The following is a 13651-nucleotide window of genomic DNA, read 5'->3' as shown; positions in this document are numbered from 1 at the left end:
CCGGGTGTCTGACTCGTTTGTGCACCTACACGTGCACACAGAGTATTCAATGCTCGACGGGGCGGCCCGGATCAAGGAATTGCTCGCGGAGGCGAAACGGCTCGGCATGCCGGCCGCCGCGATCACCGACCACGGCAACATGCACGGCGCCTACGACTTCTACACGCAGGCCAAGGCGGCCGGGGTGACCCCGGTGATCGGGGTCGAGGCCTACGTCGCGCCGGAGTCCCGGCTGGACAAGAAGCGCATCAAGTGGGGCCGTCCGGAGCAGAAGTCGGACGACGTCTCCGGTAACGGTGCGTATACGCACATGACCATGTGGGCGCGTAACGCGGTCGGCCTGAAGAACCTGTTCCGGCTCAACTCGCGCGGCTCCATGGAGGGCCAGCTCGGTAAGTACCCGCGGATGGACTTCGACATCATCGCGGAGCACGCCGAGGGGATCATGGGCACCACCGGCTGCCCGTCCGGCATCGTGCAGACCCGGCTGCGGCTGGGCCACTTCGACGAGGCGCTCAAGTCGGCCGCGAAGTACCAGGAGGCGCTCGGTAAGGAGCACTACTTCCTGGAGATCATGGACCACGGCCTGTCGATCGAGAAGCGGGTCCGCGACGGCCTGCTGGAGATCGGCAAGAAGCTGAACATCCCGCCGCTGGTCACCAATGACTCGCACTACGTGCACGAGGAACAGTCCGCCGCGCACGACGTGCTGCTGTGTGTGCAGACCGGCGCCAACGTCGCCGACCCGAACCGGTTCCGCTTCGACGGCTCCGGCTACTTCGTGAAGTCGGCCGATCAGATGCGCGCGGTCGACTCGTCCGAGGCGTGGCAGGAGGGCTGCCGCAACACTCTGCTGGTGGCCGAGAAGGTGGACACCGAGGGGATGTTCACCTTCAAGAACCTGATGCCACGGTTCCCGATCCCGGACGGTTACACCGAGGAGGAGTACTTCCGGCACATGGCGTTCGAGGGGCTGCGCAAGCGGTTCCCGGACGGCATCCCGGAGACCCACGTCAAGCAGGCCGACTACGAGCTGGGCGTCATCAACTCGATGGGCTTCCCGGCGTACTTCCTGGTGGTCGCCGACTTCATCCAGTGGGCGAAGGACAACGGCATCGCGGTCGGTCCCGGGCGTGGCTCGGCGGCCGGGTCGCTGATCGCGTACGCCATGGGCATCACCGACCTCGACCCGCTCCCGCACGGTCTGATCTTCGAGCGGTTCCTCAACCCCGAGCGCATCTCGATGCCCGACGTCGACATCGACTTCGACGACCGGCGCCGCGCCGAGGTGATCCGTTACGTCACCGAGAAGTGGGGCGAGGACAAGGTCGCCCAGATCGCCACCTTCGGCACGATCAAGGCCAAGGCCGCGATCAAGGACTCGGCCCGGGTCCTCGGCTATCCGTACTCGGTCGGTGACCAGATCACTAAGGCGATGCCGCCGGACGTGATGGGCAAGGGCATCACCCTCGGTGGCATCTTCAACAAGGACGACAAGCGGTACAACGAGGCCGGTGAGGTCCGGTCGCTCTACGAGCAGAACCCGGACGTCAAGAAGGTCATCGACACCGCTCGCGGCATCGAGGGCCTGATCCGGCAGACCGGTGTGCACGCCGCCGGCGTCATCATGTCCGCCGAGCCGATCATCGACCACATCCCGCTGATGCGCCGGGCCAGCGACGGCGTGATCATCACGCAGTTCGACTACCCGACCTGCGAGACGCTCGGCCTGCTGAAGATGGACTTCCTGGGCCTGCGCAACCTGACGATCCTGGACGACGCGAACAAGAACGTCGAGCTGAACCACGGTCAGAAGCTCGACCTGCTGGCCCTGCCGCTGGACGATCCGAAGGCGTACGAGCTGCTGGCCCGGGGTGACACCCTGGGGGTGTTCCAGCTCGACGGTGGCCCGATGCGGTCGCTGCTGCGGCTGATGAAACCGGACAACTTCGAGGACATCTCCGCCGTCCTGGCGCTCTACCGTCCCGGTCCGATGGGTGTCGACTCGCACACCAACTACGCGCTCCGCAAGAACAAGCTCCAGGAGATCACCCCGATCCACCCGGAGCTGGAGGAGCCGCTGCGGGAGATCCTCGAGCCCACCTACGGCCTGATCGTCTACCAGGAGCAGGTGCAGCGCGCCGCGCAGATCCTGGCCGGTTACAGCCTCGGCCAGGCCGACCTGCTGCGCCGGGCGATGGGTAAGAAGAAGAAGGAGATCCTCGACAAGGAGTTCATCCCCTTCCGGGACGGCTGCCGGGAGCACGGCTACGGCGACGAGGCGATCCAGGCGGTGTGGGACGTGCTGGTCCCGTTCGCCGGCTACGCGTTCAACAAGGCGCACTCCGCCGCGTACGGCCTGGTCTCGTACTGGACCGCCTACCTGAAGGCGCACTACCCCGCGGAGTACATGGCCGGTCTGCTGACCAGTGTCGGCGACGACAAGGACAAGATGGCGATGTATCTGGCGGAGTGCCGCCGGATGGGCATCCAGGTGCTGCCGCCGGACGTGAACCAGTCGTCCGGCCCGTTCACCCCGGTCGGCACCAACATCCGGTTCGGTCTGGGCGCGGTCCGCAACGTCGGCGGCAACGTGGTCGAGGCGATCGTCAGGTGCCGCACCGACAAGCCGGAGTACAAGGACTTCTACGACTTCCTGTCCAAGGTCGACGCGGTGGCCTGCAACAAGAGGACGATCGAGTCGCTGATCAAGGCGGGCGCGTTCGACTCGATGGGGCACAGCCGCAAGAGTCTGCTCGCCGTGCACGCCGAGGCGATCGACGCGTACGCGGATGTGAAGAAGAACGAGGCGGCCGGCCAGTTCGACCTGTTCGGAGCGTTTGGTGACGATGACGCCGGCGGTGGCTCGGCCGCGGTGACCATGCCCCCGATCGGTGACAGCGAGTGGGACAAGCGCGACAAGCTGGCGTTCGAGCGGGAGATGCTCGGCCTCTACGTCTCCGACCACCCGCTCGCCGGGCTGGAGGCGATGCTCGCCAACGCGGCGGACACCACGATCGCCGCGCTCAACGAGGAGGGCTCGGTCCAGGACGGCGCGGTCGTCACCCTGGCCGGCATCCTCACCGGTGTCCAGCGGCGGATCACCAAGCAGGGCAAGTCGTGGGCGTCGGCCACTCTGGAGGACCTGGCCGGCGGGGTCGAGGCGCTGTTCTTCCCGAACACGTACGAGCTGGTCGGGCAGTACATCGCCGAGGACGCGATCGTGGTCGTCAAGGGCCGGATCGACAGGCGTGACGACACCCCGCGGATCATGGCGATGGACATGTCCCTCCCGGACATCACCCACAACCCGGACAGCAAGCCGGTCACCCTGACGATGCCGATCACCAGGTGCACGCCGCCGATGGTCGGTCAGCTCAAGGAGATCCTGGTGAGCCACCCGGGCGACACCGAAGTGCACGTTCACCTGCAGAACGGCAAGCGGACCACGGTCATGCGGCTCGGCGCCTTCCGGGTGGCGGCGACGCCGGCCCTGCGCGCCGACCTCAAGATGATCCTCGGCCCGACGGCCGTGGCCTGACGGCGCGGACCGTTCTGGAAGGATCGTACGGTGGCGTATCCGAATGAGCAGCCGGTCAGTGTGCCCCCGGCCGTCGAGCAGCCGGCCGGCGAGCCGGTCCCGGCCGGGCCGGGCACGGCCGGACCGGAGTGGCAGCAGTGGTTCCGGGTGCAGCAGGGCAGCCGCCGGTCGTGGCGGCGCAACCTGGCGGTCGGCTTCGGCGTGACCGCCGCGATCTCGGTCCTCGGCGTGCTGCTCGGCCTGCTCTGGGCCTGGGTGGCCCCGGGTGTCCCGGTGGTCTTCGCCGGCCGGGCCGGGACGCTGGTCACCGACCCCTCCCCGGAGCAGTACATCGCCGCCGACGGCTGGTTCACGCTGCTCGGGCTGGGCTTCGGGCTGATCGTCACGATCGGCACGTGGCTGGTGCTGCGCCGCGACCGCGGGCCGTTCCTGCTGCTCGGCGTGGTCGCCGGGACGCTGCTGTCCGGGCGCTGGGTGGCCCCGCTGGTCGGTGAGTACCTCGGGCGCGACGCCTACGACCAGTGGCGGGCCACGGCCGTGCAGGGCGCGACCTACCTGGCGCCGCCGGAGGTGCAGTCACTCGGGCCGAAACTGGTGCCGGCCTTCGTCGCGGCGATCGTGCTGACCCTGCTCGCGGGCTGGTCCAACGACCCCGACCTGGACCACCCGGGCGCGCTGCCGGGTTACGCCGCCAACCACCCGGAACCCCACTACGAGACCGGCCCTGCGCCGTACGAGGGGGAGCAGGCCGATCCGGCGTCCCGCCCCCAGCCGGGCCCCTAGTTGGGGCTGGCCGGCCGGGCCAGGTCGGACAACGGGACCGGAACCGCGCGCACCCGGGCCAGCAGGCCGGCCTCCCGGTTCAGCAGTTTCAACTCGGCCCGCAGCCGGGACGCGGTGTCCGGGGCGGCCAGCAGCATCTGCCGCTCCTCGACGGTGAGCTGGGCGGTGGCCGCGACCAGGTGGGACAGCACTGTCGCGTCGTCGGGCACCTGGTCGAGCACCTCGCTGTTCGGCCGCAGCAGCTCCAGGTAGGCACGGAACGCGGCGAGCACCCGTGGCGCGAAGAGCTGCGCGGTGGGGCTGGGCTCGTCCTCCTCGGGCAGCCACTCGACGTGGGCCGTCAGGTACGGCTCGGCGCCCTGCTCGACCCCGAGCACCCGGAACCGGCGGCGGCCGACGGTCATGATGTCGAACCGGCCGTCCGGCAGCTCGGTGACGTGCCGCAGCTCGGCGGTGCAGCCCACGTCGTAGAGGTCGTCGGCGCCGATCGGGGGCACCGGGACGGCGCCGTCCTCACCGGGATCGGGGGCGACCTCACTGCCGTGCCGGAGGGTGACCACGCCGAACTCGTGCGGTGTCTCCTCCTCGGGGGCGGCCACCAGCTCACGCACGAGGGAGCGGTAACGCTCCTCGAAGATGTGCAGGGGCAGCACCAGACCGGGAAAGAGCACCGTACTCAGCGGGAAGACCGGTAGCCGATCGCTCACGCTGTCAGCCTAGTCCGCGGCGGACCTTGGTCAACCCGCCGGGATCGGGTCGGTATCCCAACGCCTGGGCCTGGGCAGTCGGGGCGGAAACCCGGTTGGGTGGCCGCATAGACTGGGCGGGTGCTGAACCGGATCGACCTTCGCAGCTCCACGGACGGGCACAGCTCCCGCCGTGACCCGCGTGGTCTGCTGCCCCGTGCCCAGCTCGACGTCTCCGTGGCCGTCGAGAGGATTCGCCCGCTCGTCGAGGCGGTCCATGAGCATGGCTTCAGCGCGATCCGGGAGGCGACCGAGAAGTTCGACGGTGTCGCCCTGGAGCGCCTGCGGGTGCCGGCCGAGGCGATCGCCGCGGCCGAGGCGACCCTCGAGCCGGAGGTCCGCGCCGCCCTCCTCGAGGTGATCAAGCGGGCCCGCAAGGTGCACGCCGACCAGCGCCGCACCGACGTGACCACGCAGGTGGTGGCCGGTGGCACGGTCACCGAGCGCTGGGTGCCGGTCCGCCGGGTCGGGCTCTACGTGCCGGGCGGCCTGGCCGTCTACCCGTCGACCGTGGTGATGAACGTGGTGCCCGCGCAGGAGGCCGGTGTCGAGGCCCTGGTCGTCACGTCGCCGCCGCAGGCGTCCAACAACGGCCTGCCGGACTCCCGGGTGCTCGCCGCGTGCGCGCTGCTCGGGGTGACCGAGGTCTACGCCGTCGGTGGCGCGCAGGCGATCGCGATGCTGGGCTACGGCTCGGACGGTGCGGACGAGAGCGACAGGTGCGAGCCGGTCGACGTGATCACCGGTCCCGGCAACATCTGGGTGACCGCGGCCAAGCGGCTGCTGCAGGGCCGGGTCGGGATCGACGCCGAGGCCGGCCCGACCGAGATCGCCATCCTGGCCGACGACACCGCCGACCCGCGGCACGTCGCCGCCGACCTGATCAGCCAGGCCGAGCACGACCCGCTGGCCGCTTCGGTCCTGGTCACGCCGTCGCTGGAGTTGGCCGACGCGGTCGAGGTCGAGCTGGCGAAACAGGTCGACACCACCAGACACACCGAGCGAGTACGTACGTCATTGACCGGCGAGCAGTCCGGCATCGTGCTGGTCGACGATCTGGAGCAGGGCCTCCGCGTGGTCGACGAGTACGCGGCCGAGCACCTGGAGATCCAGACCCGGGACGCGCGGGAGTGGGCCATGCGGGTCCGCAACGCCGGTGCGATCTTCGTCGGGGCGTTCGCCCCGGTGTCGCTCGGCGACTACGCGGCCGGGTCCAACCACGTGCTGCCGACCGCCGGCTGTGCCCGGCACTCGTCCGGCCTGTCGGTGCAGTCGTTCCTGCGGGGCATCCACGTGGTGGAGTACACCGAGGACGCCCTGCGCGACGTCGCGGGTCACGTGGTGGCCCTCGCCAACGCCGAAGACCTGCCCGCACACGGTGACGCAGTGAAGGCCCGGTTCGCATGACCACCATCGACGACCTGCCCATCCGTGACGACCTGCGGGGCCAGACGCCGTACGGGGCTCCGCAACTCGACGTCGCGGTCCGGCTGAACACCAACGAGCACGCCTTCGCGGTGCCGCAGCCGGTGATCGAGGAGATGCGCAAGCGCCTCGACGCCGAGCTGTCCGACCTGAACCGCTATCCGGACCGGGACGCGGTGGCGTTGCGCACCGACCTGGCCGCCTACCTGGGCCACGGGCTCGGGTTCGCGTCCGTCTGGGCCGCCAACGGCTCCAACGAGGTGCAGCAGCAGCTGCTCCAGGCGTTCGGCGGGCCGGGGCGCACCGCGCTCGGGTTCGGCCCGTCCTACTCGATGCACCCGCTGCTCGCGGCCGGTACCGGCACCCGCTGGATCGGTTCGCTGCGTGACCCGGACTTCGGTCTGCGGGCCGACGCCGCGGTCGCCGAGATCCACCGGCACGACCCGGACCTGGTGTTCCTCTGCTCGCCGAACAACCCGACCGGCACCGCCCTGGACCCCGCGGTGATCGACGCGGTGCTCGGGGCGGCGCGTGGCATGGTGATCGTCGACGAGGCCTACTTCGAGTACGCCCGGTCCGGCACCCGCAGCGCCATCTCGCTGCTGCCGGGGCACCCGCGCCTGGTGGTGACCCGGACGATGAGCAAGGCGTTCGGCTTCGCCGGTGGGCGCCTCGGATACTTCGCGGCCGATCCGGCCGTGGTGGACGCCGTTCAGCTGGTGCGGCTGCCCTACCACCTGAGCGCCCTGACCCAGGCCGCCGCCCGGGCCGCCGTCGCGCAGAGCGCCGCCCTGCTGGCCACCGTCGAGCAGATCAAGGTGCAGCGGGACCGGATCGTCGACACGTTCCGGGGCCGGGGCGTCCAGGTCGCGGACAGTGACGCGAACTTCGTCCTGTTCCGCACCGCCGACGACCAGAAAGCCGTCTGGCAGGCCTTCCTCGACAGGGGAGTGCTGATCCGCGACGTCGGCCTGGCCGGCTGGCTGCGTGTGACCGCCGGCACCGAGACCGAGACCACCGCTTTCCTGACCGCCGCCGAGGAGATCCTGTGAGCCGTGTAGGCCGCATCGACCGTGTCACCAACGAGACCAAGGTGCTCGTCGAGATCGACCTCGACGGCACCGGCAAGGGCGACCTGCACACCGGGGTCGGCTTCTACGACCACATGCTCAACCAGCTCGCCAAGCACGGCGGTTTCGACCTGACCGTGCGCACCGAGGGCGATCTGGAGATCGACTCGCACCACACCATCGAGGACACCGCGATCGCGATCGGCGAGGCGTTCGCCCAGGCGCTCGGCGACAAGCGGGGCATCCGGCGGTACGGGTCGGCCACCATCCCGATGGACGAGGTGCTGGTCCGGGCGGCCGTCGACCTGTCCGGCCGGGCCTACGTGGTGCACGACGAGCCGCTGCTGGTGCCGTACATCGGCCCGGTCTACGCGACGAGCATGACCCGGCACATCTTCGAGGCGTTCGGGCACGCGGCCAAGGTGACCCTGCACGTGGACGTGCTGCGCGCCTGCCGCCCGGGCGGTCACCCGGACGCGCACCACGTGGTGGAGGCCCAGTTCAAGGCGTTCTCCCGGGCGCTGCGCGAGGCCGTCGAGATCGACCCGCGCAACGCCGGCGCGATGCCGTCCACCAAGGGGGTCCTGTGATCTCCGTGGTGCTGTTCGCGCTGGCCGGGATCCTGATCGGCGGCGTGATCCAACTGGTCAAGTCGGACGCGACGAAGTTCAGCATCGGGATCACCGCGGTGCTCGCGCTGCTGGCCACCGCGGGCGGGTTCGCCTGGTGGCCGTCCGGGGAGGCGTGATGACGAACGTGGTCATCCTCGACTACGGCTCGGGGAACCTGCGGTCCGCGGAACGGGCCGTGGCCCGGACCGGTGCGGACGTCACCGTCACCAGCAATCTGGACCTGGCCGCCGAGGCGGACGGGCTGGTCGTCCCCGGGGTCGGCGCCTATGCCGCGTGCATGGCCGGGATCGAAGCGCTGAACGCGGGGCCGGTCATCGCGGCCCGGGTCGCCGCCGGCAAGCCGGTGCTCGGCATCTGTGTCGGCATGCAGATCCTGTTCGAGTCCGGGGTGGAGCACGGCGTGGAGACCAAGGGGCTGGGGCTGCTGCCCGGCTCGGTCACCCGGCTGGCCGCGAAACGGATCCCGCACATGGGGTGGAACACGGTGGCCGTGCCCACCGGGTCGGCGCTGCTCGCCGGGCTGGAGGCGGATGCCCGGTTCTACTTCGTCCACTCGTACGCCGCGCAGGATCTCGATCTGCTGGGTGACGCCCTGGTGACCACCGCCAGCCACGACGAGCCGTTTGTCGCCGTGGTGGAGGCGGGCGCCCTGAGCGCCGCCCAGTTCCACCCGGAGAAGTCCGCGGACTCCGGCTTCACCCTGCTCAGCAACTGGGTCGCCACCCTCCGATGAGCAAAGAGCGTGCCAAGCGGCGGGCCGAGCGGCTCGTCGTCCTGGAGAAGGAGAAGGCCGTCCGGGCCCGGAGAGCGGCCCGGCACGATCGTTTCCGGACGGTCCGGCGAAGCCTGAAACCGCGTCTCGGGCGGGACGGCCGGATCTACCACCGCAGTCTGCGGCAGCGGATCGGCATCGTGGCCGTCACCGTGATCGCCATCGTCGCGGTCTGGACGCTGATCCCGGAACTCGCGCTCCGCATCATCCTGACCGCCATCATCGTCCTCGCCGTGCCGGCCCTCGTCGTCGTGGTGCTCGGCCGACGCTCCTAGGAGAGATACGTGACCCTGCAACTGCTGCCCGCCGTCGACGTCGCGAACGGCCAGGCCGTGCGCCTGGTCCAGGGGGCCGCCGGCTCGGAGACCGCCTACGGCGACCCGCTGGACGCCGCGCTGGCCTGGCAGAACGACGGCGCCGAGTGGATCCACCTGGTCGACCTGGACGCCGCGTTCGGCAAGGGCTCCAACGCCGAACTGCTCGCCGAGGTGGTCCGCCGCCTGGACGTGAAGGTGGAGCTGTCCGGCGGCATCCGGGACGACGAGTCGCTGACCCGGGCCCTGGCCACCGGCGCCCAGCGGGTCAACATCGGCACCGCCGCGTTGGAGGACCCGGAGTGGTGCGACCGGATCTGCGGTGAGTACGGCGACCGCGTCGCCATCGGCCTCGACGTGCGCGGCCGCACCCTGTCGGCGCGCGGCTGGACCCGGGACGGCGGCGACCTGTACGAGGTGCTGGCCCGGCTGGACAAGGCCGGCGCGTCCCGGTACGTCGTCACCGACATCACCAAGGACGGCACCATGCGGGGCCCGAACCTGGAGCTGCTGCGCGAGGTGTGCGCGGCCACCGACAAGCCGGTGATCGCCAGCGGCGGTGTCTCCACGCTGGACGACCTGCGGGCGCTGGCCACCCTGGAGCCGATCGGGGTGGAGGGCGTGATCGCCGGTAAGGCTCTCTACGCCGGTGCGTTCACCGTACGAGAAGCGCTTGCCGTTCTCGGTTGATCTGCCAGGCCTCACGTAGCGCCTGCTCGGCGGCCCGGATTGCGGGCCGGGCCGTCGAGGAGTCGCGCCAGGCGAGGACCACCCGACGAGTAGGCGTCGGATGAATCCGGACAAGTCGTGTTTTTTCCGGCAAATCACCGCGCGCTAGTCGCGGGATCAACCCCACTCCCAGCCCTGCCGCGATCAACGTGAGCTGAGTTTCGAACTCGCCGACCTGAAAGTCCGGCACGACTCCGGGCAGGCTCCTGATCAGGTACTCGTAGCAGACGTCGCCGGCGCGAACGCCGATCCACCGCTCGTGACGCGCGTCCTCCAGGGTGGCATCGCCGCCGAGACGATGATCATGGGGGACCACGAGGTCAGCGTGATCCTCGCCGATCTGGGTTCTCACCACAAAATCCGGATATTTCAGGGCGACCTCCGGCCAGTCGTCCAGCACCGCCAGATCCACGTGCCCTCGTCGCAGCAGCTCCAGGGCCTCGTGCGGGTTCACCTCGATCAGCCCGGTGGTCAGCTGCGGATGATCGGTGGCGAGACGGCGCAGCGCGTGTGGCATCAGCGCCCGGCACGCGGTGGCGAACGCGGTCATGGTGAGCCGCCCGGTGACCGTGTCACGATGGGCCGCGAGCGCGGTCTCCGCCTCGTCGAGGCTGCTCAGCACCCGCTCGGCGTGCCCGGCGAGGACCCGCCCGGCCTCGGTCAGCCGCAGCCGGCGCCCGTCCTTCTCGACCAGCACCGAGCCGGTCTCCCGCTCCAGCTTGCCGATCTGCTGGGAGACGGCCGACGGTGTGCAGTGCAGGGCCTGGGCGGCGGCCAGGACGGTGCCGTAACTGGACACCGCGTGCAGGGCGCGCAACCGGCCCACGTCGATCATGTAGCCATGCTACATCGTGGGTGTAGGTGAATTCGCTGGTGCTTAACTGTCCACCCGGGTGACGCTGACCCTCATGAAACCGCGTGACCTCGTCATCGCCGTCGCCGTGGCAGCCGCCTGGGGAGTCAACTTCGTGGCCATCCACGCCGGGCTGCAGCACTTCCCGCCACTGCTGTTCTCGACGCTGCGGTTCGCCCTGGCCGCGTTCCCGGCACTGCTCTTCGTCGGCCGCCCCCGGGTGGCGTGGAAATGGCTGATCACCGTCGCCCTGGTGCTCGGGGTGGCCAAGTTCAGCCTGCTCTTCATCGGCATGCACGCCGGGATGCCGGCCGGGCTCAGCTCGCTGGTCCTGCAGAGCCAGGCGATCTTCACGATGTGCTTCGCGGTGCTGTTCCTGCGGGAGCGGCCCCGGCCCGTACAGATCATCGGCCTGGTCGTCGCCCTCGGCGGTGTCGCCCTGGTGGCGACCCGGATGACCGCGAACCTGACCGCCTTCCTGCTGGTCATCGGCGCGGCCGTCTGCTGGGGCGTGAGCAACGTGGCCACCCGCCGGGCGTCGCCGCCGGACTCGCTGCGGTTCATGGTCTGGGTCAGCGCGCTCGCCACCGGGCCGCTGCTGCTGCTCACCCTGATCGTCGACGGGCCGTCCGCCGATCTCGCCGCGCTGCGGGCCGTCGACACCGAGGCGGTTCTGGCGCTGCTCTACATCGCACTGATCTCGACCCTGGCCGGCTTCGCCGGATGGGGCTTTCTGATCCGCCGGTACGGCACGGCCACGGTCGCGCCGTTCTCCATGCTGGTGCCGTTCTTCGGGATGGCGTCCGCCGCGCTGTTCCTGGGCGAGCCGATCCACACCGTCGACGTGATCGGTGGCGCCCTGGTCGTCGGGGGCGTGCTTCTGGGACTGATCAGAGTCCGGCAGCCCAGGCTGGTTAGGGTTGGGGCATGACGGTCGCGGTACGTGTGATTCCCTGCCTGGACGTGGACGCCGGACGGGTGGTGAAAGGTGTCAACTTCGTCGACCTGCGGGACGCGGGCGACCCGGTCGAGCTGGCCGCCGCCTACGACGCGGCCGGCGCCGACGAGCTGACGTTCCTCGACGTGACCGCCTCCTCCGACGACCGCGGCACGATGCTGGACGTGGTGCGGCGTACCGCCGAGTCGGTCTTCATCCCGCTCACCGTCGGCGGCGGCGTCCGCTCCCCGGAGAACGTGGACGTGCTGCTGAGGGCCGGCGCGGACAAGGTCGGGGTCAACACCGCAGCCATCGCCCGACCGGAACTGATCAGTGAGATCGCCGAGCGGTTCGGCAACCAGGTGCTGGTGCTGTCGCTGGATGTGCGGCGCTCCGCCGAGCAGCCCAGCGGCTGGGAGGTCACCACGCACGGCGGCCGCCGCAGCGCCGGTCTCGACGCGATCGAGTGGGCGGCCCGGGTGGCCGAGCTGGGCGCCGGCGAGATCCTGCTGAACTCGATGGACGCCGACGGCACCAAGGCCGGTTTCGATCTGGAGCTGATCCGCGCGGTCCGGGCCGTCGTCGACATCCCGGTGATCGCCAGCGGCGGCGCCGGCGAGGTCGGGCACTTCCCGCCGGCCGTCGAGGCGGGCGCCGACGCGGTGCTGGCCGCGAGCGTCTTCCACTTCGGTGACCTGACCATCGGCGAGGTCAAGGACAGCCTGCGCACGGCCGGCAACCCGGTCCGCTAGAGCGGGTCTAGCGCCCGTCGGCGAGCCGCAGGCTGTACTCCCGGACCGCTGAGTTGTACGCCTGCTCGTCCAGGTCCCAGTCGCTGTGGCCCGGCTCGGCCGAGCGGTTGAGCTGGGACTGCAGGGTCATCACCGCGGACGACAGGCCGCTGAACGGGCGGGTCCGCCACAGCTGCTCGCCGGGCGGGGCCACCTGGATCAGATCGTCGTCCACGATGATCAGGCCGGCGCCGGCCAGGCGGCGCACCGACTCCTCGAGATCCTCGCGGGCGGGCACGCTGTGGTGCAGGAAATCGGCTGCCGCGATGACGTCGGCCAGGGTCGCCCCGGTCACCGGCAGCGCGGCGTGCAGCGCCCGGTCCCGCTCCAGCCGCTCGGCGATGACCGCGGAGACGAAGATCCAAGCGTCGTTCCAGTTCCAGCCACCGGCCCCCATGGGGCAATGATGCCGTGCGTTGCCGTCACCGGGAAGCGAATGTGTCCGGAAGATCACTGCGGGCCGGGGCGGGAACGGTCAGCCGCGGCAGGAACAGATGGACCAGCGGGCCGATCGCCACCGCGTACACGATGGTCCCCACCCCGAACGTGCCGCCCAGCATCCAGCCCACACCCAGCACGAACAGCTCGATGCCGGTGCGGACGACCCGGATCGACAGCCGCGGGAACCGGCCGACGATTCCGGTCATCAGCCCGTCGCGCGGGCCCGGTCCCATCCGGCTGCCGATGTAGAGCCCGGTGGCGAAACCGTTGAGCAGGATGCCGCCGGCGAGCAGACCGATCCGGGCCGGGAGTGACTCGCCGGGCGGCAGCAGGCGCAGGGCGGCATCGGCGGCGAACCCGACGACGACCAGATTGGCCACCGTCCCGACACCCGGCTTCTGCCGCAGCGGAATCCACAGCAGCAGCACCGGGATGCCGGTCAGCAGCACGACGACGCCGAAGCTGATCCCGGTCACCTCGGAAACACCCTGGTGGAAGACGTCCCACGGGTTGAGCCCGAGGCCGGACTCGATCATCAGGGCCATGCTCACGCCGTAGAGGACGAGCCCCACGAACAGTTGGACCACACGACGGAACATGTTCATGTTGCCACTCTC

The 13651-nt window shown here is 70.2% G+C and carries 15 protein-coding genes; 11 read left to right on the top strand and 4 right to left on the bottom strand.

Going from position 1 to position 13651, the window contains the following annotated elements; all coding sequences use genetic code 11:
• Positions 1 to 4 precede the first annotated feature (4 nt).
• Both dnaE and Aco03nite_RS06160 read left to right on the top strand, forming a co-directional pair.
• A complete protein-coding gene (gene dnaE / locus Aco03nite_RS06165; protein ID WP_203793782.1) occupies positions 5 to 3541 on the top strand; it encodes a DNA polymerase III subunit alpha in 3537 nt (1178 codons plus the stop codon).
• A gap of 30 nt (positions 3542 to 3571) precedes the next feature.
• Positions 3572 to 4324: a hypothetical protein gene (locus Aco03nite_RS06160; protein ID WP_203793781.1), complete on the top strand. Its 753-nt coding sequence runs from the start codon at positions 3572 to 3574 to the stop codon at positions 4322 to 4324.
• Here Aco03nite_RS06160 and Aco03nite_RS06155 read toward each other — a convergent pair.
• Complete coding sequence (locus tag Aco03nite_RS06155) at positions 4321 to 5031, bottom strand: LON peptidase substrate-binding domain-containing protein (protein WP_203793780.1); 711 nt, start codon at positions 5029 to 5031, stop codon at positions 4321 to 4323. The two genes, Aco03nite_RS06160 and Aco03nite_RS06155, sit on opposite strands and share 4 nt — an antisense overlap.
• A 120-nt stretch (positions 5032 to 5151) precedes the next feature.
• On the opposite strand from Aco03nite_RS06155, the gene hisD reads away from it, so the two are divergent.
• The 7 genes from hisD to priA are packed head-to-tail and all read left to right on the top strand — an operon-like array spanning position 5152 to position 9973.
• The gene (gene hisD, locus Aco03nite_RS06150) at positions 5152 to 6477 is read left to right on the top strand and encodes a histidinol dehydrogenase (protein ID WP_203793779.1); all 1326 of its coding nucleotides are present in this window, start codon (positions 5152 to 5154) and stop codon (positions 6475 to 6477) included.
• Positions 6474 to 7547 carry a histidinol-phosphate transaminase gene (locus tag Aco03nite_RS06145; RefSeq protein WP_203793778.1) on the top strand — a complete coding sequence of 358 codons (1074 nt, stop codon included), beginning with the start codon at positions 6474 to 6476 and terminating at the stop codon, positions 7545 to 7547. The genes hisD and Aco03nite_RS06145 overlap by 4 nt, the downstream gene beginning before the upstream one ends.
• Positions 7544 to 8155 carry an imidazoleglycerol-phosphate dehydratase HisB gene (hisB, locus tag Aco03nite_RS06140; protein ID WP_203793777.1) on the top strand — a complete coding sequence of 204 codons (612 nt, stop codon included), beginning with the start codon at positions 7544 to 7546 and terminating at the stop codon, positions 8153 to 8155. The genes Aco03nite_RS06145 and hisB overlap by 4 nt, the downstream gene beginning before the upstream one ends.
• A complete protein-coding gene (locus tag Aco03nite_RS06135) occupies positions 8152 to 8313 on the top strand; it encodes a CG2302 family histidine operon protein (RefSeq protein WP_203793776.1) in 162 nt (53 codons plus the stop codon). The genes hisB and Aco03nite_RS06135 overlap by 4 nt, the downstream gene beginning before the upstream one ends.
• Positions 8313 to 8930, top strand: a complete 618-nt coding sequence (gene hisH, locus Aco03nite_RS06130; protein ID WP_203793775.1) for an imidazole glycerol phosphate synthase subunit HisH — start codon at positions 8313 to 8315, stop codon at positions 8928 to 8930. Before Aco03nite_RS06135 ends, hisH begins: the two co-directional genes overlap by 1 nt.
• A complete protein-coding gene (locus Aco03nite_RS06125) occupies positions 8927 to 9244 on the top strand; it encodes a hypothetical protein (protein ID WP_203793774.1) in 318 nt (105 codons plus the stop codon). The genes hisH and Aco03nite_RS06125 overlap by 4 nt, the downstream gene beginning before the upstream one ends.
• A gap of 9 nt (positions 9245 to 9253) precedes the next feature.
• Positions 9254 to 9973, top strand: a complete 720-nt coding sequence (gene priA, locus Aco03nite_RS06120; protein ID WP_203793773.1) for a bifunctional 1-(5-phosphoribosyl)-5-((5-phosphoribosylamino)methylideneamino)imidazole-4-carboxamide isomerase/phosphoribosylanthranilate isomerase PriA — start codon at positions 9254 to 9256, stop codon at positions 9971 to 9973.
• On the opposite strand, the gene Aco03nite_RS06115 is transcribed toward priA, so the two are convergent.
• Entirely contained in the window at positions 9939 to 10847 is a 909-nt protein-coding gene (locus Aco03nite_RS06115) for a LysR family transcriptional regulator (protein WP_203793772.1), read from the bottom strand. The genes priA and Aco03nite_RS06115 overlap by 35 nt on opposite strands.
• A gap of 73 nt (positions 10848 to 10920) precedes the next feature.
• Here Aco03nite_RS06115 and Aco03nite_RS06110 point away from each other — a divergent pair, with 73 nt between their 5' ends.
• Both Aco03nite_RS06110 and hisF read left to right on the top strand, forming a co-directional pair.
• Entirely contained in the window at positions 10921 to 11796 is an 876-nt protein-coding gene (locus tag Aco03nite_RS06110) for an EamA family transporter (protein WP_203793771.1), read from the top strand.
• Positions 11793 to 12554, top strand: coding sequence for an imidazole glycerol phosphate synthase subunit HisF (gene hisF / locus Aco03nite_RS06105; protein ID WP_203793770.1), 762 nt, complete (start codon positions 11793 to 11795; stop codon positions 12552 to 12554). Before Aco03nite_RS06110 ends, hisF begins: the two co-directional genes overlap by 4 nt.
• 7 nt (positions 12555 to 12561) lie before the next feature.
• On the opposite strand, the gene Aco03nite_RS06100 is transcribed toward hisF, so the two are convergent.
• Both Aco03nite_RS06100 and yczE read right to left on the bottom strand, forming a co-directional pair.
• Complete coding sequence (locus tag Aco03nite_RS06100) at positions 12562 to 12990, bottom strand: hypothetical protein (RefSeq protein WP_203793769.1); 429 nt, start codon at positions 12988 to 12990, stop codon at positions 12562 to 12564.
• 25 nt (positions 12991 to 13015) lie between these two features.
• Positions 13016 to 13639: a membrane protein YczE gene (gene yczE / locus Aco03nite_RS06095; RefSeq protein ID WP_203793768.1), complete on the bottom strand. Its 624-nt coding sequence runs from the start codon at positions 13637 to 13639 to the stop codon at positions 13016 to 13018.
• Positions 13640 to 13651: the final 12 nt, after the last annotated feature.

This window comes from Actinoplanes couchii, assembly GCF_016862075.1.
Lineage (GTDB): Bacteria > Actinomycetota > Actinomycetes > Mycobacteriales > Micromonosporaceae > Actinoplanes > Actinoplanes couchii.
The sequence above is the reverse complement of the archived record's forward strand: the minus strand, read 5'-3'. Positions and strand labels throughout refer to the sequence as shown.